The sequence below is a fragment of the Pseudomonas poae RE*1-1-14 genome (assembly GCF_000336465.1).
In the GTDB taxonomy this organism is placed as follows: domain Bacteria; phylum Pseudomonadota; class Gammaproteobacteria; order Pseudomonadales; family Pseudomonadaceae; genus Aquipseudomonas; species Aquipseudomonas poae.
This window is the reverse complement of record NC_020209.1, coordinates 2,902,200-2,924,976: the sequence shown is the minus strand read 5'-3', so window position 1 is coordinate 2,924,976 and position 22,777 is coordinate 2,902,200. Positions and strand designations below refer to the sequence as shown.

The following is a 22,777-nucleotide window of genomic DNA, read 5'->3' as shown; positions in this document are numbered from 1 at the left end:
GCGGTCTGTCAGGCAAATTACCCGCCGATGTAGGTAAAGCCTGATTTGGTCGCGCGCCATTGTCGCAACACCACCCAAGCGCGCATGGTCGAGGCCCTGTCATTCGAAAAGGACAACCGACATGCTGGTATTAAGCCGCGCTGTGGGCGAAATCATTGCCATCGGCGATGACATCGCCCTGCACATTCTCGAACTCAATGGAAGCCAGGTGAAGTTTGGCGTCGCGGCGCCGGCAGGCGTCAACGTCCATCGCGCCGAGGTCTACCAGAAAATCCTGCGCAGCCAGGACGCCAACACCCATCCGGTGCCGGTGCCCAATCCCTGATTGCGCGGTGTCAGTCAAACAGATGCTTGGGCACATCGTGCTTGAGCATCAACTGGCATTGCTCGCTGTCGGGGTCGAACACGATCAGCGCCTGGCCCTTGGTCAGCGCCTGGCGCACGCGCAATACGCGGGTTTCCAGGGGGGTGTCGTCACCGTTGTCGGTGCCGTCGCGGGTCACGAAATCTTCGATGAGGCGGGTCAGGGTGTCGACTTCAAGTGCATCGTAAGGAATCAGCATACAAGCCTCAGGTAGCGGGTCCCGGCGATGCTACTGTGCCGGGCCCCGAGTTGCCAGTATCAGCCCTTGTTCCCGACCAGACTGTCCACCGACGGCACGCGCGTGTCGCTCTCCATCTGCGTTTCATGCTCGATCTGATGACTGAACCGGTCCAGTGAACCCTGGGCCGGTTGCGCATCGCTGGCGAACACCGGCGGGCTGAGAATGTAAGCGCCCAGCAGACGGCTCAGCGCGGCCAGGCTGTCGATGTGGGTGCGCTCATAACCGTGGGTCGCGTCGCAACCAAACGCCAGCAAAGCGGTACGAATGTCGTGGCCGGCGGTGACCGCCGAGTGCGCATCGCTGAAGTAATAGCGGAACAGGTCGCGGCGTACCGGCAGGTCGTTGTCCGCCGCCAGGCGCAGCAGGTGACGCGACAGGTGATAGTCATACGGCCCGCCGGAATCCTGCATCGCCACGCTCACCGCGTGCTCGCTGGAGTGCTGCCCGGGCGCGACCGGGGCGATATCGATGCCGACAAACTCACTCACGTCCCACGGCAGGGCAGCGGCGGCACCGCTGCCGGTTTCCTCGGTGATGGTGAACAGCGGGTGGCAATCGATCAGCAACGGCTCGCCGCTGTCGATGATCGCCTTGAGTGCCGCGAGCAGGGCGGCCACGCCAGCCTTGTCGTCCAGGTGTCGCGCGCTGATATGCCCGCTCTCGGTGAACTCGGGCAGCGGATCGAAGGCCACGTAGTCGCCCACGCTGATGCCCAGCGAATCGCAATCGGCGCGGGTTGCGCAGTAGGCATCCAGGCGCAGTTCCACGTGGTCCCAGCTCACCGGCATTTCGTCGACGGCGGTGTTGAACGCGTGCCCGGAGGCCATCAACGGCAACACGCTGCCACGGATCACGCCGTTATCGGTGAACAGGCTGACACGGCTGCCTTCGGCAAATCGGCTCGACCAGCAGCCCACCGGGGCCAGGGTCAGGCGGCCGTTGTCCTTGATCGCCCGCACGGCGGCGCCGATCGTGTCCAGGTGCGCGGAGACCGCGCGGTCGGGGCTGTTTTTCTGGCCCTTGAGGGTGGCGCGAATAGTGCCGCGCCGGGTCATCTCAAACGGAATGCCGAGTTCTTCCAGGCGCTCGGCGACGTAGCGCACGATGGTGTCGGTAAAGCCGGTGGGGCTGGGAATGGCGAGCATTTCCAGCAGCACTTTTTGCAGATACGCGAGATCCGGTTCGGGAATGGTTCGGGTCATGGAAACTCCTGATGAGTTGAGGGCATCGATGGTTTCGATGAGGGGCTCGAGCGTCTTCGCCTGGCCCGGCCTCATCGCGGGCAAGCCCGACTCCCACAGTGGAATGCGGCCAACTGTGGGAGTCGGGCTTGCCCGCGATGGCGCCGGTACAGGCGACATATCACTTAAGTCGCCGGCTGACTGTGTGGAAACAACAAATCCACAAACTTCTCAGCCGTGGGTTGCGGTTCATGGTTGGCCAGGCCAGCCCTTTCGTTGGCTTCGATAAACACATACTCCGGCTGATCGGCCGCAGGCACCATCAGGTCCAGGCCGACCATGGGGATATCCAGGGCACGGGCCGCACGCACGGCTGCGTCCACCAGTGTCGGGTGCAGGATCGCCGTGACATCTTCCAGGCATCCCCCGGTGTGCAGGTTGGCGGTGCGGCGCACGGCCAGGGTCTGGCCGCGTGGCAGGATGCTGCCGTAGTCGTAACCGGCAGCGTGCAGGGTGCGTTCGGTTTCCGCATCCACGGGGATCTTGCTTTCGCCATCGGTAGCCGCCTGACGCCGCCGGCTCTGCGCTTCGATCAGCGCACCGATGGAATGCTGACCATCGCCGGTGACTTCGGCAGGGCGGCGGATCGCTGCGGCCACCACTTCAAAACCGATCACCAGGATGCGCAGGTCCAGGCCTTCGTGAAAGCTTTCGAGCAGCACGCGGCTGTCGAACGCGCGTGCCGCTTCGATGGCCTGCTGCACCTCCTCGATGCTGCGCAGGTCCACCGCCACGCCGTGGCCCTGTTCGCCATCCAGCGGCTTGACCACGATGCGCTGGTGCTCATCGAGAAACTCCAGGTTGTCATCGGCACTGCCCGCCAGTTGTTGCGAGGGCACGTTCAGGCCTGCGGCGTTGAGCACCTTGTGGGTCAGGCTCTTGTCCTGGCACAGGGTCATGCTGATGGCGCTGGTCAGGTCGCTCAGCGATTCGCGGCAACGCACGCGGCGCCCGCCGTGGCTGAGGGTGAACAGGCCGGCATCGGCGTCGTCCACCTGCACATCGATACCGCGCCGATGCGCCTCTTCGACAATGATCCGCGCATAAGGGTTGAACCCCGCCTGCGGGCCCGGGCCGAGAAACAGCGGCTGGTTGATGCCGTTTTTGTGCTTGATCGCAAAAGTGGTCAGCGCACGAAAGCCCAGCTTGGCGTACAGGCTCTTGGCCTGGCGGTTATCGTGCAACACCGACAGGTCGAGGTAGCTCAGGCCACGGCTCATGAAGTGCTCCACCAGGTGGCGCACCAGCACCTCGCCCACGCCTGGCCGCGTGCACTGCGGGTCGACCGCCAGGCACCACAGGCTGCAACCGTTCTCCGGGTCGTTGAAGGCTTTTTGGTGATTGAGGCCCATGACGCTGCCGATCACCGCGCCGCTGTCTTCGTCCTCGGCCAGCCAGTACACCGGGCCGCCCTGATGGCGCGGCGTCAGGCGTTCGGTATCGACCGGCAACATGCCGCGCCCCTGATACAGGCGGTTGACCGCCTGCCAGTCCGCCTCGCTCTGCACCCGACGAATGCGAAAGCCGCGAAACACCCGAGTGGCCGGGCGATAGTCGCTGAACCACAGGCGCAAGGTGTCAGATGGGTCGAGGAACAACTGCTGTGGATCAATCCCGAGGATCTGCTGGGGTGCGGCCACATACAGCGCAATATCGCGCTCACCGGCTTGTTCGTTAAGCAGCTCTTCGGCCAGGCTCGCCGGGTCCGGGAAGGTATGGCCGATCAACAGCCGCCCCCAGCCGCAATGCACCGCGATACGGCCGGGGCTCTGCGGGTTGCCGTCCTCGGCCAGTCGGGCCTGCAGGCGCTCGTAGGTCGGCGCCTGGCCCTTGAGCAAGCGTTGGCTGTAAGCCGCGGCATTCTGTTTCATCAATCAGATTCCTTGTTCGCTGAGCCACAGGTTCAGCGCCGCCAGTTGCCACAGCTTGGAGCCGCGCAGCGGGGTCAGTTGGCCTTGCGGGTCAGTCAGCAGGCGGTCGAGCATGGCCGGGTTGAACAGGCCGCGATCCTGGCTCGGGTCCAGCAGCAGTTCGCGCACCCAGTTCAGGGTGTCGCCCTGCAAATGCTTGAGGCCCGGCACCGGGAAATAGCCTTTCTTGCGGTCGATGACTTCGCTCGGGATCACCCGGCGCGCCGCCTCTTTCAACACCTGCTTGCCGCCGTCGGGCAGCTTGAATTTGCCCGGCACCCGTGCCGACAGTTCCACCAGGCGGTAGTCCAGAAACGGCGTGCGCGCTTCCAGGCCCCAGGCCATGGTCATGTTGTCGACGCGCTTGACCGGGTCGTCCACCAGCATCACCGTGCTGTCCAGGCGCAGGGCCTTGTCCACGGCGGCATCGGCACCGGGCATGGCAAAGTGTTCACGCACAAAATCTCCGGCGGCGTCGTTGGCGGTCAGCCATTTCGGCGCGACGGTGGCGGCGTAGTCGTCGTAGCTGCGGTCGAAGAACGCATCGCGATAGGCCGCATACGGGTCGCTGGCGCCGTCGACCTGCGGGTACCAGTGGTAACCGGCAAACAGTTCGTCGGCGCCCTGGCCGCTCTGCACCACCTTGCAATGCTTGGCCACTTCCCGCGAAAGCAGGTAAAAGGCAATGCAATCGTGGCTGACCATCGGCTCGCTCATGGCGCGGAAGGCGGCCGGCAATTGTTCGATGATCTCGCGTTCGGCAATGCGCAATTGATGGTGTTGGGTGCCGTAATGCTTGGCGATCAGGTCCGAGTACTGGAACTCGTTGCCAGCCTCGCCACCGGCGTCTTCAAAACCGATGGAGAAGGTCGACAGGTCCTGCACGCCCACTTCGCGCAGCAGGCCGACGAGCATGCTCGAGTCGACCCCGCCGGAGAGCAGCACGCCGACATCCACCGCCGCCCGTTGACGAATGGCCACGGCCTCGCGGGTGCTGTCGAGCACGCGGTCGGTCCAGTCCTGCAGTGTCAGGTTCTTCTCATCGTCATGGGGACCGTAGGGCAGGGTCCACCAGGTTTTCTGTTCGGTGTTGCCGTTGGCGTCGATGCGCATCCAGCTTGCCGGCGGCAGTTTTTCGATGCCCGCCAGCAAGGTACGCGGCGCAGGCACCACCGCGTGGAAATTCAGGTAATGGTTCAGCGCCACCGGGTCGAGAATCGGGTTGATATCGCCGCCTTTGAGCAGCGCCGGCAAGGCCGACGCAAAGCGCAGGCGCTGGCCGGTGCGCGACAGGTACAGCGGCTTGACGCCGAGACGGTCACGGGCGATGAACAGGCGCTGGGCGTCACGCTCCCAGATGGCGAAGGCGAACATGCCGTTGAGCTTGGGCAGCAAAGCTTCGCCCCAGGCGTGGTAGCCCTTGAGCAGCACCTCGGTGTCACCGCCGGAATAAAAGGCGTAGCCCAGGGCTTCCAGCTCTTTTCGCAATTCCGGAAAGTTGTAGATCGCGCCGTTGAACGCCAGGGACAACCCCAGTTGGGCGTCGATCATCGGCTGCGCCGAGCCGTCCGACAGGTCCATGATCTTCAGGCGGCGATGGCCCAGGGCAACCGGCCCCTGGGCATGAAAGCCCCAGGCGTCGGGGCCACGCGGGGCCAGGTGATGGGTGATGCGCTCAATCGCTGCCAGGTCGGCAGGTTGGGCATCGAAACGTAATTCTCCAGCTAATCCGCACATAAATTCCTTACCGGTTTTTCCGTTGGGGAGGGTCAACACTCAATACGCCCGGGAGGGCGCGTACCCAGAAACTGACCCGGTGCTATACGTGGAGTTTTAGAACAATAAGTTATAAGGCAAAACGCCGCTAGCGTGAAAACCGCACGCCTTGCCCGGCGTGGCCTGTGCCTGCGGGGGCGTAGATAAGTGCACGAAACATGGGAATAACCGCTGATTCCGACGGGTAACTCCACGGATATTCGAATCCGTTTCTGCGCCGGCGCGCCTTATCGTGGATGGTTATTTCCAAGCATCAAGGAGTGATGTCAATGACCCAAACCCTCGATTTGATTGAAGTCGTCGTACCGCTCACCGAAACCCAATTACAGGCAGGCCTGCTGGATTTAAGCGGTGACCTGGATAAAGCCGCCGTGCTGCGCACGCAGTTGCCGCCGTGGATGGTGACGGCTGACGCCGATGTGCTCGCGGCACTCGAGCAGGCTCATCGGGCCAGTGAGCGGCCCCGTGCCCGGCTCAACGCACTGCTCGAGCGCCTGCGGCCACTGGATGAATACTGCGCCGAGCGCCTGCACGCGTACCTGGCGAGCAAGGGCGTGGACTGCGTCGACGTGTAGCATGATGTGCTCGAAGTGTCCAGGTACGCCTTCAGAAGCGTCATGCCGGATCTGACTTGGGCGCAAAAGCAAACCCCCAGCGTGCACAAGGCCACGTTGCTGCAGGCCGCCATGCAGAACTTTCCCGCGTCCCAGGCCACCGTGGGCGGCGTGCCGGAGTCGGCGCTGATTCGCTCCGCCGCCAGCGGCAAACCGCTGCCGGACCTCAGCGTGCTCGACTTCGTCACCTATTGTCGCGAGCTGGACCTGGGCCAGGCCTATCAGCGGCACCTGTGCGAGGTGTTCAAGTTGCCGGCACGCACCGATCACACCCAGGAGCAGAGCCTGAGCGCGAACTCGGCGGCGATGACGGTCGGCACGGCCAAATGCCTGGACATGGAAGTCGACTTGCACCTGGCCCGCGCCCGGCAGCACATCAGCACGGCGAGTTACACCCGCGTGCTCGAGCTGATCCGTACGGATTGGCCGGCCAGTGAAGTGGAGCATCTGGCGCCCGAGGACGCCGCGATGATCTGGCAAAGCCTGGAGATCGACGGGGCGACGCTGTGGAGCGTGCTCCTGCTGTCGACAGACACGCCCGGCAGCCTGCCCGGCGGTGCGTTTTTGCTGTACATGCCCAATGAGCCGGAGCGGGCCTGGTACGAGTATTCATCCTTGCAGGATTTCCAGCAGTACCTGACGCGCAAACTGCAAGAGAGCGAGTACCGCAGGTTTTTCCAGCGCTATCTGGACGAGGAACAGCGCCCGGGATTTCTCGCGCGGTTCGACAAGGCGCAGACGCTGGGCAGTCTGGCGACCGTGGTGGTCAAGGTGCGGTTCTCGGCGTTTTTTTTCCACGCCTGTCTCAGCAAGATCCAGCGTGACGCTCAAGTGTTGGCGGTGCCGGTGGCCGAGGTGGACGCGCAAGCCAGCGAGGAACGTCTGCAAACGTACCTGTCGGCGGGCCTGACGCTGTTGAATGTCGCCGGTTTTGTGGTGCCGGTACTTGGTCAACTGATGGCGGGCGTGGCCGTCGGGCAACTGCTCGGCGAAGTCTTCGACGGCGTGGAGGACTGGGCGCACCACCGGACGGCCGATGCGCTCAAGCACCTGAGCAATGTCGGGCAAAGTCTCGCCTCGATGGCGGCGTTTGCCGTGGGAGGGCGCATCGTCGGTGCGCTCTGGCGCGGCGCGCGATCATCGGACTTTTTCGAGCAGGTCGAAGCGGTCACCCGCCAGAATGGCCAGCCCGGCCTGTGGCGGCGGAGCCTGGGGCCCTACAGACAAACGTCGAGCCTCGATGACAAGTGGGTGACCAATCCCTACGGTATCTACCAGGCCCAGGGCCAGTCCTATATCAGGATCGACGGCGAGGCATACGCCATTGGCTTTGATCCTGCGCTCGGCAAGTGGCGGATCAACCACCCGACACGTCCGACGGCGTTTCGCCCGCCCCTGGAACATAACAAGCGCGGCGGCTGGCTGCACATTTACGAGCAGCCCGAGCAGTGGCAGGACCTGCGCTACACCCTGAATCGTCTGGACCCCAGCCTCAGGGCGCTGGAGCATGAGCAAGTGGAGTCGATTGCCGAGGTCAGCGATATGTCTTTGCCCAAGGCTCAGCGTCTGGCGCTGGACCACCAGCCTTTGCCGGCGCGCTTCAATGACAGCGTGCTGCGCTTCAAGCAACAGCAGAAAATTGTCGACCTGATCGCCCAAATGGAGCGGCAACAACCCTCCACCCCGCAGACGGCTTACACCCAGCTACTCGCGCTGCCGCTGGTGCCGGGTTGGCCCAAGGGGCGCTTCTTTGAGTTGCTGGATGAGCAGGGCGACGTGCTGGAGAGCCATCCGGACCTGGCGCCTTTCGATTACGAAGACCAGAGTATCCACATCACCCGCCAACAGCTCGATGACGGGCAACTGCTGGAGACACTGCTGGAGGAACTGGATGAGCAGGAGCAAGCCTCGCTGCTGGGACAAGCGGCCCGGCCTGCGCAGGCCAAAGCTCTGTTGCAACAGCGCTTGCTGGACTCGCTCAAGGCGAACCCGCGCCCAGTGTATGAGCAGCTTTACCTGAGCCAGGAATACCAGGGCGCCGTCGCGCAGATGCCGCTCAAGCGAGCGTTTCCCGAGATGCCGTCGCCGCTGGTGCGCGAACTGATGGCCCAGGCCACGGATGCCGAGCGCCGGCTGCTCGCCCAGACCGGTCGCGTGCCCCTGACCCTGGCCCAGCGTGCACGCGAGACCCTCGATGAGCTGGCGCAGGACCAGGCAGTGATGGGCCTGCACGCGCCGGAACTGGCCACCGACGCCAGCCACCGTGTTGCGCTTGGCGTGATGCGACGACTGCCCGGATGGCCCCAGGACCTGTTGCTGTACCTGCGCGAAGGCCGTGCAGACGAACAAGTCTCGGCCCCGCCGGGTGAGCCTGCCGTGCAGCGCACCGTGCTCAAGACGGCGGCGGGCTATCAGGCACTCGATGCGCAAGGCCAGTCCCTGGGGGCCACGGCGACGGGGCCTGAAGGGTTCTATACCGCAGTGCTCAATGCATTGTCCGCGCGTCAGCGTGCGGCGTTGAACCTGGATGGGCCGTCGGGCGCCGCACGTTTACGCGCCCTGACACCGGCGGCAGCGCGCGAAGAGCGTCCGCGTTTGGCGGGCTATCTGTGGCCGGAGCGGGCCAAGGTCGCCAGCGAGGAGCATTTTTGTGTACAAGCTGCGCCCCCGAGCCTCACCTCCTTTGCACGCGAATTGGTGCGCAAGCTGCGCAAACTCTATCCGTCATTGACCGACGTTCAGCTCTCCACGCTGTTGGAGGAGGCCGGCACGGACCACCTGTCCCGGGCCAAGGCGGTGCAGGCGCTTGAACAGCAATTTGACAGCCTGCACCGAGCCTTGAAAACCTGGCGCAACGACCTCTCGGCCTACAACCTCATGCTGGGCACGCGTCAGGACTTTCGCTTGAGCCGCGCGCAGGTGGCCACGGCGCTGGAGCGCTGCTGGCGGCGCATGACGGTGTTGCCGAACAAGGCCCGGGTCAACGTGCCGGGCCTGTCGCTCAACGGCATGTTGCGCGCGCCCTTGCCGATGCTGCCGGCGGGCGTCAGCTTTGCCCATGTCGAACAGTTGACCTTGCGCAACACCGGGCAGACCGATGACGTCGCCTATTTTCTCAAACACTTTCCTGGCCTGCACGCCGTGGACCTGGCTGACAACCAGATCAGCCGCCTGCCCGAGGTGCTGTCGAAAATGCCTCGGCTGGAGGACCTGTGCCTGGCCAACAACAACCTGCAATTGACCGAATACACGCGCAAGACCCTGGGCGCAATGCGCACTCTGCACACCCTCAACCTGAGCCAGAACCCGCTGCGCGACCCGCCTGAGGTGGGGAGCCTGTTCGATTTGCGCGAGTTGTTGCTGCGCGATTGCCGGCTCACCCGCATTCCCCCGGGCGCCGCCCGCCTGCCTTATCTGCACTACGTCGACCTGCGCGAAAACGATATAAAAGTGCTGCCCGGCTGGCTGTTTCAATTGCCGCGTGCGTCTGCCCAGGCCTTCAACCTGCGGCATAACCCGCTGGATACGAGCAGCCGGCAGACGCTGCGCAATTACCGTAACGACAAGGGCCTGGGCATGGGCTACCTGGAAGATGACATTGCCCGCCTGACCGAGCAAAAGGCCCGCGAACTCTGGCTGGCCGATGACCGGGTAAACCGTTACACCGAGAAACTGCGGTTGTGGAACGGATTCAAGGATGAACCGACTTCGGATGGCCTGTTCAATCTGCTCGCCGAATTGGGCGGCACGGCGGATGCCGCCCTGGTACGCGAAGACATGGACCGCCGCGTGTGGCGGGTGCTGGAGGCGGTCGGCAACGACGCGCAACTGCGTGAACAGGTTTACGAGCGTGCCGCCACGCCGCTTAACTGCGACGACGCGGCGGCCGTCAGTTTCAGCAACCTGGAAGTGCTGGTGGAAATTCGTGAAGCCGAGTGCCTGGTCGAGGACGGCAAGCTGACCGCCAAGCCGTTGTTGGACCTTGCCAAAAGCCTGTTTCGCCTCGATCAACTGGAGCGCCTGGCCTACAACCACAGCCTCGCGCATCCGGAGGCCGATCCGTTGGAGGTCAACCTGGCGTTTCGTTCCGGGCTGGCCAATACCCTGCAATTGCCAGGGCAGCCCCGGCACATGCGCTTTGCCAGCCTGGCCGGCGTCACCCCCAGTGATCTAACCGATGCGGCGAACGCGGTGCGCGCCGCCGAACTGTCGCCCAAGCTGTTGCAGTACCTGGTGGAACTGCCGTTCTGGAGCGCCTACCTCAAGCGCACCTTTGCCGGGCGCTTCGAGCGGATCAACCAGCCCTTCGACAGGCGCCTGCAACGCGTGTTCGACACGCGCGAGACCCTGGATGACGCCGCCTACCATAAGCAGGTGACCACCATCCACAAGGAGCAAGCCCAGGCAGAACAGGCCGAGCTGGAAAGCCAGACCCAGAGCGCGTTGAAGTACGCCGAGGTGGGCGGTTGTCTGGAGGTGCCCCTCGACTGACGGCCGGCGTCAGGGCTTGTGCGTAGTGCTGCGGATCAGGTTGCGCAGGGCAAAGCGATTGGGGTGGCAGGCTTCGGCGACGTTGCGCGGCAGTGGCAAGGGCTCGTTGTCCAGCCAGGCGGCGAGCAGCTCGGCGGACAAGGGCGCGGTGATCAGGCCGCGCGAGCCATGGCCGCTGTTGACGTACAAACCGTCGAGCCAGGGGCAGGCGACGTCGGGCACCTGGCGCGCATCCTTGCGCAAGCTGGCGTATGCCTGGTCAAACCGTGCCGCATCGGCCAGTGGTCCGACGATCGGCAGGTAGTCCGGGCTGGTGCAGCGAAAGGCCGCACGGCCCTGCACCGTCGCCGGGTCGAGGCTGTCGACGTGCAGGCGCTGAGCCAGGTCCACGGAAATACCCTTGAGCAGTTCCAGGTTGCCAGCGTGTTCGGCGGCGGTGGGTGTGAGGTCATCGCTCTTGAAGTCAAAGCTGGCGCCGAGGGTGTGCTCACCCAGGCGGGGCGGGGCGACGTAGCCTTCGGCGCACACCACCGTCGCCAGGGACTGGCTCTCGGCGGTTTGGGCAAGGGACGTGATCTGCCCACGGATGCGCTTGAGTGGCAGGTCGGCGAAGCGTTGCACCTCGGCAGCACCGGCCAGGACGACCACCGGCGCCTCGTCGAGCAGGCGTTCGCCTGCCCAGGCTTGCCAGCGTCCGTCGACCTGGCGCAGGTCCAGCACCTCGTGATGGGTCAGTACGCTGACCCCTTCGCGCCGTGCCTGCCAGGCGCACAAGGCCGGCGGGTGCACCCAGCCGCCCGCCGGGAAAAACAGCCCGCCATGGGCCAGTGCGACACCGGCGCGAGCCTGGGCCTGTTCACGGTCGAGCAGGTGCAGCAAGCCTGGGTCAAAGGCCTCGGCCAGTTGTGCCTGGCGCTCGGTTTCCTTGGCATCGAAGGCCAACTGCAGCACGCCGCAGCCGTCCCACGCCACGCCACGCTGAAGGTGCTCAAGCACGCGCCGCGTGTAGCCGAACCCGGCCAGAATCATCTGTGACAGCGCCGTGCCATGAGCTGAAAGTTTGAGGTACAGCACCCCTTGTGGATTGCCCGAGGCTTCCTGGGCCAGGGCATCATGACGCTCCAGCAGGCTCACTTGCCAACCCCGCGCCGCGAGGCTCGCGGCCGTGGCGCAGCCGGCCAGGCCGGCGCCGATCACCAGGGCTTTGCGCTCACCGAGCACGGGAGCAGGGCGCGCGAACCAGGGCTTGATGCCGGGCGCCGCCGGGGTTTCCAACGGCCAGCCAAGAAACTCGCCGCGCAGGATTTCCCATTTGTGGCCGATGCCCGGCGTGCGTTTCATCTTGAACCCGGCGGCATTGATCAGCCGGCGCACCCAGCCGGTGCTGGTAAAGGTGCTGATGGTCGACCCCGGCGCGGCCAGGCGTGCCAGTTCGGCGAACAGCTCGGCGGTCCACATGTCGGGGTTTTTCGCCGGGGCAAACCCGTCGAGAAACCACGCATCGATCTGCGCATCCAGTTGCGGCAATTGCTCCAGCGCGTCGCCGATCAACAGGGTCAGGGTCACGCGACCGTTGTCCAGCACCAGGCGCTGGAAGCCCTGATGGATGGCAACGTAGTGCGCCAGCAGTTGTTCGGCGAACGGCGCCAGTTGCGGCCAGAGGGCGAGGGCGCGTTGCAGGTCGGCGTGGCTCAGCGGGTATTTCTCGACGCTGACAAAGTGCAGGCGTGCGCCAGCCACGGCGTGCTGTTCGAACAGCTGCCAGGCGCATAGAAAATTCAGCCCGGTGCCGAAGCCGGTCTCGCCGATCACCAGCCGCCCGCCCGCAGGCAAGGCGGCAAAGCGCTCCTGCAAACGGTTCTGCTCAAGGAACACATAGCGGGTTTCTTCAAGACCCGACTGGTCGGAGAAGTACACGTCGTCGAAGACCCGCGAGTGCGGGCGACCTTGATCGTCCCAGTCGAGCTGGGCGTGGGTTACGGGGTTCATGGGCGACTCGGCAAGGGCAAGGCGGCCATTCTAGCCGATCGACCGGCAATGATTGGTCCCATGACAGACGCCCGTGGAATTTCCTCCCGCGTGGCGTTGCCCAATCCGCTAGTCTTGAGCCATCTTGAAATGGAGCTGCCCATGTTCGAATCCGCCGAAATCGGTCACGCCATCGACAAAGACACCTACGAGGCAGAGGTTCCCGCGCTGCGTGAAGCGCTGCTGGAGGTGCAGTACGAACTGCATCAGCAGAAGCGCTTCCCGGTGATCATCCTCATCAACGGCATCGAAGGCGCCGGCAAGGGCGAAACCGTCAAGCTGCTCAACGAATGGATGGATCCGCGCCTGATCGAGGTGCGCACCTTCGACCAGCAGACCGATGAAGAACTGGCCCGCCCGCCGGCCTGGCGTTATTGGCGCCAGCTGCCGGCCAAGGGCCGCATGGGTATTTTCTTCGGCAACTGGTACAGCCAGATGTTGCAGAATCGGGTGCACGGGCGCATCAAGGATGCACGCCTGGACCAGGCCATTGCCGGTGCCGAGCGTCTGGAGCAGATGCTCTGCGACGAAGGCGCGCTGATCTTCAAGTTCTGGTTTCACCTGTCCAAAAAACAAATGAAGGCGCGGCTCAAGTCGCTGGCCGACGACCCGCTGCACAGCTGGCGCATCAGCCCGCTGGACTGGCAGCAGTCCAAAACCTACGACAAGTTCGTGCATTTTGGTGAGCGCATTCTGCGTCGCACCAGTCGCGACTATGCGCCGTGGCATGTGATCGAAGGGGTTGACGCGCACTATCGCAGCCTCACCGTGGGCAAGATCCTGCTCGATGGCCTGCAAAATGCCCTGAAACTGCCCAAGGCGAAAACCAGCGGCATGAACCCGGCGCCGCTGCCGGCCTCGGTCGACCAGAAAAGCCTGCTCGACAGCCTCGACATGACGCTGCACCTGGACAAGGACGACTACGAAGAACAGCTGATTACCGAGCAGGCACGCTTCTCGGGCCTGATGCGCGACAAGCGCATGCGCAGGCACGCGCTGGTCACCGTGTTCGAAGGCAATGACGCGGCGGGCAAGGGCGGCGCCATCCGCCGGGTCGCCGCCGCGCTGGACCCGCGCCAGTACCACATCGTGCCGATCGCCGCGCCCAGCGAAGACGAGCGCGCGCAGCCGTACCTGTGGCGGTTCTGGCAGAAAATTCCGGCGCGCGGCATGTTCACCGTGTTCGACCGCTCGTGGTACGGGCGTGTACTGGTGGAGCGGGTCGAAGGGTTCTGCACCCCCGCCGACTGGATGCGTGCCTATGGCGAGATCAATGACTTCGAAGAGCAACTGCGCGACGCAGGGGTGATCGTGGTCAAGTTCTGGCTGGCCATCGACAAGCAGACCCAGCTTGAGCGCTTCCAGGCCCGCGAGGATATTCCGTTCAAGCGCTTCAAGATCACCGAAGACGACTGGCGCAACCGCGACAAATGGGACGCCTACCGCACCGCCGTCGGCGACATGGTCGACCGCACCAGCACCGACGTCGCGTCATGGACGCTGGTAGAGGCCAACGACAAGCGCTGGGCGCGGGTCAAGGTGCTGCGCACCATCAACCGCGCGCTGGAAGAGGCGTTCGATCGCTCCGGCAATCGCGAGAAGAAGAAATAAACGGTCGCCGCGTTTTTTGTGGCAAGCCTCAATGCCGTTCAGTCAAGCGCAGATTCCCTGTGGCGAGCAGGCTTGTCCTGCGTTGGGCTGCGCAGCAGCCCCAAAACCATGCTCTGCGCAGTGTCAGGTACACCGCGTTTTCCTTGATTGGGGCGCTTCGCACCCCAACGCGGGGCAAGCCCGCTCGCCACGATTAAAAGCCTGCTGTCATCACAGGGCTGCTTGCTGCTTAAGCGCTTGCTTGCCATCGGGCGCCTTGCCAATGGCAGTCCGATCACCATGTTTTTGTATAGGCCGGGTGAATGATCATCGCGGGTGGGCCGGGTTGAATCTATGCTCGCTCGATCTTCCAACAACAAGATCGAGGTAGCCCATGCGTGAAGTTGTGATCGTCGACAGCGTGCGAACCGGCCTGGCCAAGTCGTTTCGCGGCAAGTTCAACCAGACCCGACCGGATGACATGGCGGCTCACTGCGTCAATGCGCTGCTCACCCGCAACGGCATTGACCCGGCGACGGTGGAGGATTGCATCGTCGGTGCAGCCTCCAACGAAGGTGCCCAGGGTCAGAACATCGGGCGCAATGTGGCGGTGCTGTCGCAGTTGGGCACCGGTACGGCGGGGATGACGCTCAACCGCTTCTGTTCATCGGGCCTGCAGGCGATTGCCATGGCGGCCAACCAGATTGCCTCGGGCTGCAGCGATATCATTGTCGCCGGCGGCGTCGAGTCCATCAGCCTGACGTTGAAGAGCATCAACACCGATCACCTGATCAACCCCTTGCTCAAGGAGCAGGTGCCGGGCATCTATTTCCCCATGGGTCAGACCGCCGAAATCGTCGCGCGCCGTTACCACGTCAGCCGTCAGGCGCAGGACGCGTATGCGCTGCAGAGCCAGCAGCGCACCGCGCAGGCGCAGGCGGCTGGCCTGTTCGATGATGAAATTGTGCCCATGGCGGTCAAGTACCGCGTCGAGGACAAAGACACGGGCACCGTGCAGATGCTCGACGGTGTGGTCGACCGCGACGATTGCAACCGCCCCGACACCACCCTGGCCAGCCTCAGCAGCCTGAAACCGGTGTTTGCCGAGGACGGCTCGGTGACGGCGGGCAACGCCTCGCAGTTGTCCGATGGCGCCTCGATGACGCTGGTGATGAGCCTGGAAAAAGCGCTGGCCCTGGGGCTTAAGCCCAAGGCGTTTTTTCGTGGCTTTACGGTGGCAGGGTGCGAGCCCGACGAGATGGGCATCGGGCCGGTTTTTTCGGTGCCCAAACTGCTCAAGGCAAAGGGCTTGCAAGTGGCGGATATCGACCTGTGGGAACTCAACGAAGCATTCGCGTCCCAGTGTCTGTATGCGCGTGACCGGCTGGAGATCGACAATGCCAGGTACAACGTCAACGGCGGCGCTATCGCTATCGGTCACCCGTTCGGCATGACCGGTTCGAGGCAGGTGGGGCACCTGGTGCGCGAGCTGCAACGGCGCAATCTGCGCTACGGCATCGTGACCATGTGCGTGGGCGGCGGCATGGGTGCGAGCGGACTCTTTGAAGCCGTGCGCTGAAGCGATGTGGGAGGCTCCGCCCAGTCTTCGACTTAGCGCTGTTGCGCAGCAAACTGGGAGCCTCTGTGGCGAGCGGGCTTGCCCCGCGTTGGGGTGCGAAGCGCCCCCAATCCAGCAAAACGCGGTGTACCTGATACGGCAGCGCCTGGTTTTGGGGCTGCTGCGCAGTCCAACGCAGGACAAGCCTGCTCGCCACAGGGGATCTGCGCTTGACTGAACGGCATTAGTGCATAGCCCGATCTGTTTGCTTGCCCCTAGAATGCAGGCTCTTCTATCTCAGGCATTCGAGGCTCCTCATGCACATCTCTTCCGGTCGCTGGGTCTACGGTTTTCTCCTGACCCTGTTGACCGCGCTGCTCTGGGGCATTCTCCCGGTCAAGCTCAAACAGGTATTGCAGGTGATGGACCCGATCACCGTCACCTGGTTTCGCCTGACGGTGGCCGGCGGTTGCCTGTTCATCTATCTGGCAGCGACCCGGCGTTTGCCCAGTTTGAAAGTGCTGGGCCCCAGGGGGGCCGGGTTGGTGGCGATGGCCGTCTGCGGACTGGTGGGCAACTACGTGCTGTACCTGGTGGGCTTGAAGATGCTCAGCCCCGGCACCGCGCAACTGGTGGTGCAGATGGGGCCGATCTTTTTGATGGTCACCAGTGTGTTTGTGTTCAAGGAGCGCTTCAGCCTGGGGCAGGGCCTGGGGTTGGTGGTGTTGATTGTGGGCTTTGGGTTGTTCTTCAACCAGCGCCTGGCTGAACTGCTGACCTCCATGGGCGCCTACACGGCCGGGGTCTTGACGGTGCTGCTGGCGACCACGATCTGGGTGTTTTACGCGTTGGGACAGAAGCAGCTGCTGACGGTGTGGAATTCGCTGCAGGTGATGATGGTGATTTATCTGTTTTGCGCGGCGTTATTGACGCCGTGGGCGCAGCCGCTGGAGGCGTTGGCGTTGAGTCCGTTGCAGGGGTGGTTATTGCTGGCGTGTTGCATGAATACGTTGGTGGCGTATGGGGCGTTTGCGGAGGCGCTGGCGCACTGGGAGGCTTCGCGGGTGAGTGCGACGCTGGCGTTGACGCCGTTGGTGACTTTTGTGGCGGTGGCGCTGGCGGCGTGGTGGTGGCCTGGGTTTGTGCAGGCTGAGGAGATTAATGCGTTGGGTTATTTTGGGGCGTTGGTGGTGGTGATGGGGTCGGCAATGGTCGCCTTGGCGCCTTCGTTGATTGCGGGGCTCAGGGCTCGTCGGGTGCGACTGGCTTCTTAGGGCTTACGCGGTTCAAATGTGGGAGGGGGCTTGCTCCCGAAGGTGGTTTTGGTTGTGTACATATCCATTATTTTTGTAACGGCGGCTTAGGGTTCCGCCCTTACGGCGGGTCACTTTTTGAAGAGCGCAAAAAGTAACCAAAAACGCTTCGCCCCACCACTCGGCACCTCGCTTGGGCTCGGTGTGCCCGAACACAGGCTTGAATCCGTGGGCCGCCGCGATGGGCCATCCTTGGCCCAGCGCGGCTAACCCGGCGTCCTGCCGGGTTGCCCACGGATTCAAGCCTGCGTTCGGCCAGCGTGGTTGACGGGGCGCCTGAGATCAAGATCAAGATCAAGAGCAAAAGCAGATCAAGCGCTTTTTAATGGCCGGCTTCCAGCATGTTTTCAGGGCGTACCCATTTGTCGAATTCTTCGTCGGTGAGGTAGCCCAGGTCCAGTGCGGCCTGCCGCAGGGTCAGGCCTTCGGCATAGGCTTTTTTTGCGATCTGCGCAGACTTGTCGTAGCCGATGTGCGGATTCAGCGCCGTCACCAGCATCAGGCCGCGTTCGAGGTGCTCGGCCATTTGGTCGGCGTCCGGTTCCAAACCTGCGATGCAGTGCTCCTGGAAGTTGTTGCAGCCGTCGGCCAGCAGGCGGATGGATTCGAGCAGGTTGTGGATGATCACCGGTTTGTACACGTTGAGCTGCAGGTGGCCCTGGCTGGCGGCGATGCCGATGGTGACGTCGTTGCCCAGCACCTGGCAGGCCAGCATCGACAGGGCTTCGCACTGGGTGGGGTTGACCTTACCGGGCATGATCGAACTGCCCGGTTCGTTGGCCGGCAGTTTGACTTCGGCCAGGCCTGCGCGCGGGCCGGAGCCTAGCAGGCGCAGGTCGTTGGCGATTTTCATCAGGGCCACGGCCAGGGTTTTGAGTGCACCGTGCAAGGTGACCAGCGGTTCGTGGCCGGAGAGGGCGGCGAATTTGTTCGGGGCGGTCACGAACGGCAAGCCGGAAAGGGCCGCCAGTTCGGCGGCGATCGCTTCGCCAAAACCGTGCGGCGAGTTGAGCCCGGTGCCCACGGCGGTGCCGCCCTGGGCCAGCTCGCACACGGCGGGCAGGGCGCTGCGGATGGCGCGCTCGGCATAATCGAGCTGGGCGATGAAGGCCGACACTTCCTGGCCGAAGGTGATCGGCGTGGCGTCCATCATGTGGGTGCGGCCGGTTTTGACCAGCTTCATGTGCCGCGCCGCCAGCTCGGCCAGGCCGCCGGACAACACGGTGATTGCCGGCAGCAACTGCTCGTGCACAGCTTTTACCGTGGCGATGCTCATGGCAGTGGGGAAGCAGTCGTTGGAACTCTGGGAGCGGTTCACATGGTCGTTGGGATGCACCGGGCTCTTGCCGCCACGGTTGTTGCCCGCCAGTTCGTTGGCACGCCCGGCGATCACTTCGTTGGCGTTCATGTTGCTCTGGGTGCCGCTGCCGGTCTGCCACACCACCAGTGGGAACTGGTCGTCGTGGGTGCCATCGAGCACTTCGTCGGCGGCCTGTTCGATCAGGCGGGCGATGTCGGCGGGCAAGTCGCCGTTGCGGTCGTTGACCCGCGCGGCGGCCTTTTTGATCAGGGCCAGGGCATGCAACACCGCCAGCGGCATGCGTTGCTCGCCGATGGCGAAATTAACCAGCGAACGTTGGGTCTGGGCGCCCCAGTACGCGTCATCCGGGACGTGGACGTCTCCCAGGCTGTCGGTTTCGATACGGCTCATTCGGGCTCTCTCCTTGAAGTCAGTCAGCGCAGTTTAGGCCGTGATGGGCCAGGGGGGTTCCATAAAAGACTTTTCATCGGATTAACGCGGCGCTGAACCTTGTCCGACAAGGCCTGGGGTTGAGCCGCGAGGTTTTTTAGGCGCAGAATGGTCGCCCTTGGGGTTTTACCTCGCCTGTAGAAAAGGAAACTCGATGACTCGTCTTCGTGCCATCTGTACCGCGGTTGCTCTGGTTTGCGCCAGCGGCCAGGTTTTTGCCGATACCGCCAGCCACAACGCCAGTGCCGAAGCCTTCCTTACCCTGGCCCATGCCGACAAGCTGGGAACCCCGGTGTACATGCAAGTTCAGCAAATGTTTGCCCAGCGCTTCGAACAAACCAAGGCGCCGGCCGCCAAGCAGTCCGTACTGGACAGCTACCAGGCCAAGGCCAACGCCGCGCTCGACCAGGCCATTGGCTGGCCGAAGCTTAAGCCGGACATGGTCAAGCTCTACACCACCAACTTCAGCGAGTCGGAGCTCAAGGACCTGGTTGCGTTCTACCAGTCCCCGCTGGGCAAGAAGGTCCTGGAAAAAATGCCGCAGCTGACCCAGCAATCGGCCCAGATGACCCAGGCCAAACTGGAAAGCGCCGTGCCGGTGGTCAACAAGCTGTTGGAAGACATGACCAACGAGCTGACGCCCAAAGCCGCCGCACCGGCCAAGAAGAAGTAAGCAGCGATGACCATGCAACCGCGTATCGAAACGGCGCTTGGCGCCTTGAGCCCGGAACACTTGAGCGTGCTGGATGAAAGCCACATGCACAGCCGTGGGTTGCAGACCCACTTCAAGGCTGTGCTGGTCAGCCAGCAGTTCGAGGGGCTCAACCGCGTCAAGCGCCATCAGAAGGTCTACGCCGCTTTGGGTGACCTGATGACCGAGTTTCATGCGTTGGCGCTGCATACCTACACGCCGCAGGAATGGGCGACCATCGACGCAGCCCCGGCTTCGCCGACCTGCGCCGGCGGGCACTGAGCCTGACCGACACCCGCAGGCGCAATGCCTGCGGATGTCGGTGCGTATTTTGAGAATCCGGTTACATTAAACCGACGTGCATTACCCCCTCCCTCACTATCAGCCCCCCTAGTCTTTTTTGACCTTAGTGCAAAACAGGTCAACGCTCATGTCTGCTGCTCTTCATCGAAACACGCCCACTTTGACCGCTGTCGACCCACGTGGATTGGCGGTACGCACCGTGCAATATTTGCGCACCCAGCCGACGGACCCGCCGCAGCCACGGGTCAATCGCCAGGTGTTTGGCGCCAGTGGCCTGCTCCTTGAACAATGGGATCCCCGCCAGTTTGCCCGTGGCGAGAGCGGGGTGGCTGCGCAATCCAATCTCTATAGCTTGTCCGGCGAAACCGTGCGCACCGAAACCGGGGATGCCGGCTGGCGACTGGTGCTGCGTGGCACTGCGGGGCAACGGCTGCATGATTGGGATTCGCGCGGTGCACAGCAGTCGTTTCATTACGACCGCCTGCTGCGCCCGACTGCGGTGTTCGAGCAATCGGCAGGCGATGCTTCGCCTCGTTGTGTCGAGCGCATGCAGTACGCGGCCGCGAGCCCCTCCGACGCAGTCGCCAGACGCTGCGGTCGGTTGATTCGTCATACGGACCCGGCCGGCGTGCTGCGCATAGAGGCGTACTCGATCGAACAACAGGTGATCAGACAAACACGGCAATTTCGTACTGACCTCTCGCCTGTCGATTGGCCACAAAGCGATGCCGCTCAATACGCTCAGGTGGAAAGCCACGCCTATACCACCACTTGGCGCTACGACGCGCTGGGTGCCTTACTGGAGCAGGTCGACGCCAAGGGCAACGCTCAACATCGGCGCTATGGGCAACAGGGACGGCTGTTGGAAATGGCGTTGACCCTCAAGAACGAAGACCGCCAGGTATTGATGGATCAGCGGGTGTACAACGCCAGTGGCCAGGTCATGTCCGAGCGGGCGGGCAATGGTGTGATCAAGGTGGCCGACTATTCCGAACGCGATGGTCGTCTGGTGCAACTGAAAGCCTATCGTCAAGGCGAGGCTGGCACGCCGCTGCAGCAGCTTGCTTATCAATATGACCCGGTGGGCAATATTCTCAGCATCAGCGACCTGGCCCAGCCGACGCGGTGGCACAGCAATGCGCGGATCGAGGCGGTCAGCATGTACCGGTATGACACGTTGTATCGGTTGATCCAGGCCAGCGGCAGGGAGAGCGCCGTCGCCACAGGTGGCCCGGCACTCCCGCCAGCCGTGCAATTGGGTGCAACGGAGCAAGGGCTATGGCGCAATTACACTCAGCACTATGAGCACGATGAGGCCGGCAATCTGACGCGGCTCCAACATCTGCCTTCCCGCGGCACGGGCTATACCCGAGAGCTGCAGATCGCTGCGCTGAGCAACCGCGCCTTGCCTGCCGCTCAAGACAGGTCGGCTCGACTGGCAGACGCCTTCGATGCCAATGGCAATCTACAGTCACTGGGTTCCGGCAAGCTGACGGTCTGGAATGTGCGCAACCAGCTGGTGCAGGTGCAACGTCAGAGCGGTGATCCCGATGGGGAAAGCTACGTGTATGACAGTCAAGGTCAGCGGGCCCTGAAGCTTCGCAGCAAAGGCGAGGGTGACGCAAAGGAGACACGATTGACGTATTACCTGCCCGGTCTGCAAGTCCACAAGCAAAGAGGCAAGCGCTTCAATCTGCTGGATATCGACACGGGCGGTGGGCGAGTCACCGTGGTGCAATGGCAATCGGGCAAACCCGCTTACCTGGACACGCACCCACTGCATTTCTGCCTCCAGGATCACCTCAAGAGTTGTTCGCTCACGTTGGACGAACAGGCTCGGCTATTGAGTCAGGAGCACTACTATCCCTATGGCGCCACGGCATGGTGGGCCGTGCAAAATACTGTGCGCGGCTACCACAAGGTGCGCCGTTATTCGGACAAGGAGCGCGACGCGACGGGTCTGTACTACTACGGGGCGCGCTATTACGCGCCGTGGTTGCAACGCTGGATCAGCCCGGACCCCCTGGGCGACGTGGACGGTTTGAACCTGTATGCAATGGCCCGAGGCAATCCATTGCGGTTCAGGGATGCCGACGGCGGGCAGGCCACCTTTGGCGAGCAATTCCAGCCGGGGCGAGGGGATATTATTTTTGGCTTGTCCGCGACCGTTTTTACCTACAGGAGCTGGTGGTCGCTGCTAAGCGGGCGAGGCGACACGATGGCGGCTTATTTCTCGGGTTCGCAGTTGCAAGCCTGGACTGCCGGTCTGGCGTCCCAGGTCAGAGCCTTTAGCAGCTTCAGACAAGTGGCGCCTGAGCACTTCCGGAACCTGCTAACGCCGGTCCGTCATGAAGACCCTGTCTATACCCGTCTGAAGCGCGAGCTCATTGGGGAAATATCCACCAGTGTCCAACCGTTTTACGAGGGCGTTGTGTCGCGGTATTCCGGATGTGCGGCGACGGCATGCAACCAGCAGTTTGCCAGAGCCTTTGTCAGGGACCTCAAGGCAGGTGCCTATTCACTCGAGGCGACGGCTATTCACTACATCGGCAGCGGCCTCTCGGATATCCAGACAAAAATGGTCAGTCGCAGCAGCAAATCCGCGTTGCGCACCTTGACCGGTGAGCAGAGCAGCGCAGTGGTTCATTTTGCCCTCGATGATCTGGACATAGAGGCGGTGGTCGACAAGTCGCGCTCATCGATCACCGCATCGGAGTTGCGCTGGCTATATCGGCACCGAACGCAACTGGCCGGCAGGGTGAACTTCTATCAAGGCCGGATCAGGGTTGATGCGCCTTGGGAGACTGACGCAGGCCTGTGGCGCCGTTATACGCCCAGAAGCACGCGCGTGGCCGGTGCGCGGGCGCGCCGGTAAGTGAGTGAATCACCGTGGCGGTGCCAGCGCCG

At 63.3% G+C, this 22,777-nt stretch carries 15 protein-coding genes; 9 read left to right on the top strand and 6 right to left on the bottom strand.

What is annotated here, in order from left to right:
* Positions 1 to 121: 121 nt before the first annotated feature.
* Positions 122 to 325 (top strand): carbon storage regulator CsrA, encoded by a 204-nt coding sequence (gene csrA, locus H045_RS12580; protein WP_003236708.1) that lies wholly within the window; start codon positions 122 to 124, stop codon positions 323 to 325.
* 10 nt (positions 326 to 335) lie between these two features.
* On the opposite strand, the gene H045_RS12575 is transcribed toward csrA, so the two are convergent.
* The 4 genes from H045_RS12575 to H045_RS12560 form a co-directional block, all read right to left on the bottom strand.
* A complete protein-coding gene (locus H045_RS12575) occupies positions 336 to 563 on the bottom strand; it encodes a YheU family protein (protein WP_003236706.1) in 228 nt (75 codons plus the stop codon).
* A 59-nt stretch (positions 564 to 622) separates the two neighbouring features.
* Positions 623 to 1,807, bottom strand: coding sequence for an osmoprotectant NAGGN system M42 family peptidase (locus H045_RS12570; RefSeq protein WP_003236704.1), 1,185 nt, complete (start codon positions 1,805 to 1,807; stop codon positions 623 to 625).
* A 164-nt stretch (positions 1,808 to 1,971) separates the two neighbouring features.
* Positions 1,972 to 3,717 carry an N-acetylglutaminylglutamine synthetase gene (gene ngg, locus H045_RS12565; RefSeq protein ID WP_015372553.1) on the bottom strand — a complete coding sequence of 582 codons (1,746 nt, stop codon included), beginning with the start codon at positions 3,715 to 3,717 and terminating at the stop codon, positions 1,972 to 1,974.
* 3 nt (positions 3,718 to 3,720) lie between these two features.
* The gene (locus H045_RS12560) at positions 3,721 to 5,493 is read right to left on the bottom strand and encodes an N-acetylglutaminylglutamine amidotransferase (protein ID WP_003236700.1); all 1,773 of its coding nucleotides are present in this window, start codon (positions 5,491 to 5,493) and stop codon (positions 3,721 to 3,723) included.
* 308 nt (positions 5,494 to 5,801) lie between these two features.
* Between H045_RS12560 and H045_RS24155 the strand changes: the two genes are divergently transcribed.
* Complete coding sequence (locus tag H045_RS24155) at positions 5,802 to 6,107, top strand: hypothetical protein (RefSeq protein ID WP_015372552.1); 306 nt, start codon at positions 5,802 to 5,804, stop codon at positions 6,105 to 6,107.
* 42 nt (positions 6,108 to 6,149) lie between these two features.
* The gene (locus H045_RS12555) at positions 6,150 to 10,637 is read left to right on the top strand and encodes an NEL-type E3 ubiquitin ligase domain-containing protein (protein WP_015372551.1); all 4,488 of its coding nucleotides are present in this window, start codon (positions 6,150 to 6,152) and stop codon (positions 10,635 to 10,637) included.
* Positions 10,638 to 10,646: 9 nt separating this feature from the next.
* On the opposite strand, the gene mnmC is transcribed toward H045_RS12555, so the two are convergent.
* A complete protein-coding gene (mnmC, locus tag H045_RS12550; protein ID WP_015372550.1) occupies positions 10,647 to 12,626 on the bottom strand; it encodes a bifunctional tRNA (5-methylaminomethyl-2-thiouridine)(34)-methyltransferase MnmC2/FAD-dependent 5-carboxymethylaminomethyl-2-thiouridine(34) oxidoreductase MnmC1 in 1,980 nt (659 codons plus the stop codon).
* A 141-nt stretch (positions 12,627 to 12,767) separates the two neighbouring features.
* On the opposite strand from mnmC, the gene pap reads away from it, so the two are divergent.
* From pap to H045_RS12535, 3 genes are all read left to right on the top strand, one after another.
* On the top strand, positions 12,768 to 14,276 hold the full coding sequence (gene pap, locus H045_RS12545) for a polyphosphate:AMP phosphotransferase (protein ID WP_041931507.1): 1,509 nt from the start codon (positions 12,768 to 12,770) through the stop codon (positions 14,274 to 14,276).
* A 373-nt stretch (positions 14,277 to 14,649) separates the two neighbouring features.
* Positions 14,650 to 15,834, top strand: a complete 1,185-nt coding sequence (locus H045_RS12540; protein WP_003236693.1) for a thiolase family protein — start codon at positions 14,650 to 14,652, stop codon at positions 15,832 to 15,834.
* Positions 15,835 to 16,130: 296 nt separating this feature from the next.
* Complete coding sequence (locus H045_RS12535; RefSeq protein WP_003236692.1) at positions 16,131 to 17,087, top strand: DMT family transporter; 957 nt, start codon at positions 16,131 to 16,133, stop codon at positions 17,085 to 17,087.
* 361 nt (positions 17,088 to 17,448) lie between these two features.
* Here H045_RS12535 and H045_RS12530 read toward each other — a convergent pair whose 3' ends face one another.
* A complete protein-coding gene (locus H045_RS12530) occupies positions 17,449 to 18,837 on the bottom strand; it encodes a class II fumarate hydratase (protein WP_003236691.1) in 1,389 nt (462 codons plus the stop codon).
* Positions 18,838 to 19,030: 193 nt separating this feature from the next.
* Between H045_RS12530 and H045_RS12525 the strand changes: the two genes are divergently transcribed.
* The 3 genes from H045_RS12525 to H045_RS12515 all read left to right on the top strand — a co-directional run bounded on the left by H045_RS12525 (position 19,031) and on the right by H045_RS12515 (position 22,745).
* Positions 19,031 to 19,549 carry a DUF2059 domain-containing protein gene (locus H045_RS12525; RefSeq protein WP_003236690.1) on the top strand — a complete coding sequence of 173 codons (519 nt, stop codon included), beginning with the start codon at positions 19,031 to 19,033 and terminating at the stop codon, positions 19,547 to 19,549.
* A gap of 6 nt (positions 19,550 to 19,555) precedes the next feature.
* Positions 19,556 to 19,849 (top strand): BolA family protein, encoded by a 294-nt coding sequence (locus tag H045_RS12520; protein ID WP_003236689.1) that lies wholly within the window; start codon positions 19,556 to 19,558, stop codon positions 19,847 to 19,849.
* A 148-nt stretch (positions 19,850 to 19,997) separates the two neighbouring features.
* Positions 19,998 to 22,745 carry an RHS repeat-associated core domain-containing protein gene (locus tag H045_RS12515; RefSeq protein ID WP_244159675.1) on the top strand — a complete coding sequence of 916 codons (2,748 nt, stop codon included), beginning with the start codon at positions 19,998 to 20,000 and terminating at the stop codon, positions 22,743 to 22,745.
* The last annotated feature ends 32 nt before the right edge of the window (positions 22,746 to 22,777 follow it).

What these genes read in the sequence shown, in the direction of transcription:
- csrA (WP_003236708.1), top strand. Translation starts at nt 122, where the DNA reads ATGCTGGTATTAAGCCGCGCTGTGGGCGAAATCATTGCCATCGGCGAT.
- H045_RS12575 (WP_003236706.1), bottom strand. Translation starts at nt 563, where the DNA reads ATGCTGATTCCTTACGATGCACTTGAAGTCGACACCCTGACCCGCCTC.
- H045_RS12570 (WP_003236704.1), bottom strand. Translation starts at nt 1,807, where the DNA reads ATGACCCGAACCATTCCCGAACCGGATCTCGCGTATCTGCAAAAAGTG.
- ngg (WP_015372553.1), bottom strand. Translation starts at nt 3,717, where the DNA reads ATGAAACAGAATGCCGCGGCTTACAGCCAACGCTTGCTCAAGGGCCAG.
- H045_RS12560 (WP_003236700.1), bottom strand. Translation starts at nt 5,493, where the DNA reads ATGTGCGGATTAGCTGGAGAATTACGTTTCGATGCCCAACCTGCCGAC.
- H045_RS24155 (WP_015372552.1), top strand. Translation starts at nt 5,802, where the DNA reads ATGACCCAAACCCTCGATTTGATTGAAGTCGTCGTACCGCTCACCGAA.
- H045_RS12555 (WP_015372551.1), top strand. Translation starts at nt 6,150, where the DNA reads ATGCCGGATCTGACTTGGGCGCAAAAGCAAACCCCCAGCGTGCACAAG.
- mnmC (WP_015372550.1), bottom strand. Translation starts at nt 12,626, where the DNA reads ATGAACCCCGTAACCCACGCCCAGCTCGACTGGGACGATCAAGGTCGC.
- pap (WP_041931507.1), top strand. Translation starts at nt 12,768, where the DNA reads ATGTTCGAATCCGCCGAAATCGGTCACGCCATCGACAAAGACACCTAC.
- H045_RS12540 (WP_003236693.1), top strand. Translation starts at nt 14,650, where the DNA reads ATGCGTGAAGTTGTGATCGTCGACAGCGTGCGAACCGGCCTGGCCAAG.
- H045_RS12535 (WP_003236692.1), top strand. Translation starts at nt 16,131, where the DNA reads ATGCACATCTCTTCCGGTCGCTGGGTCTACGGTTTTCTCCTGACCCTG.
- H045_RS12530 (WP_003236691.1), bottom strand. Translation starts at nt 18,837, where the DNA reads ATGAGCCGTATCGAAACCGACAGCCTGGGAGACGTCCACGTCCCGGAT.
- H045_RS12525 (WP_003236690.1), top strand. Translation starts at nt 19,031, where the DNA reads ATGACTCGTCTTCGTGCCATCTGTACCGCGGTTGCTCTGGTTTGCGCC.
- H045_RS12520 (WP_003236689.1), top strand. Translation starts at nt 19,556, where the DNA reads ATGACCATGCAACCGCGTATCGAAACGGCGCTTGGCGCCTTGAGCCCG.
- H045_RS12515 (WP_244159675.1), top strand. Translation starts at nt 19,998, where the DNA reads ATGTCTGCTGCTCTTCATCGAAACACGCCCACTTTGACCGCTGTCGAC.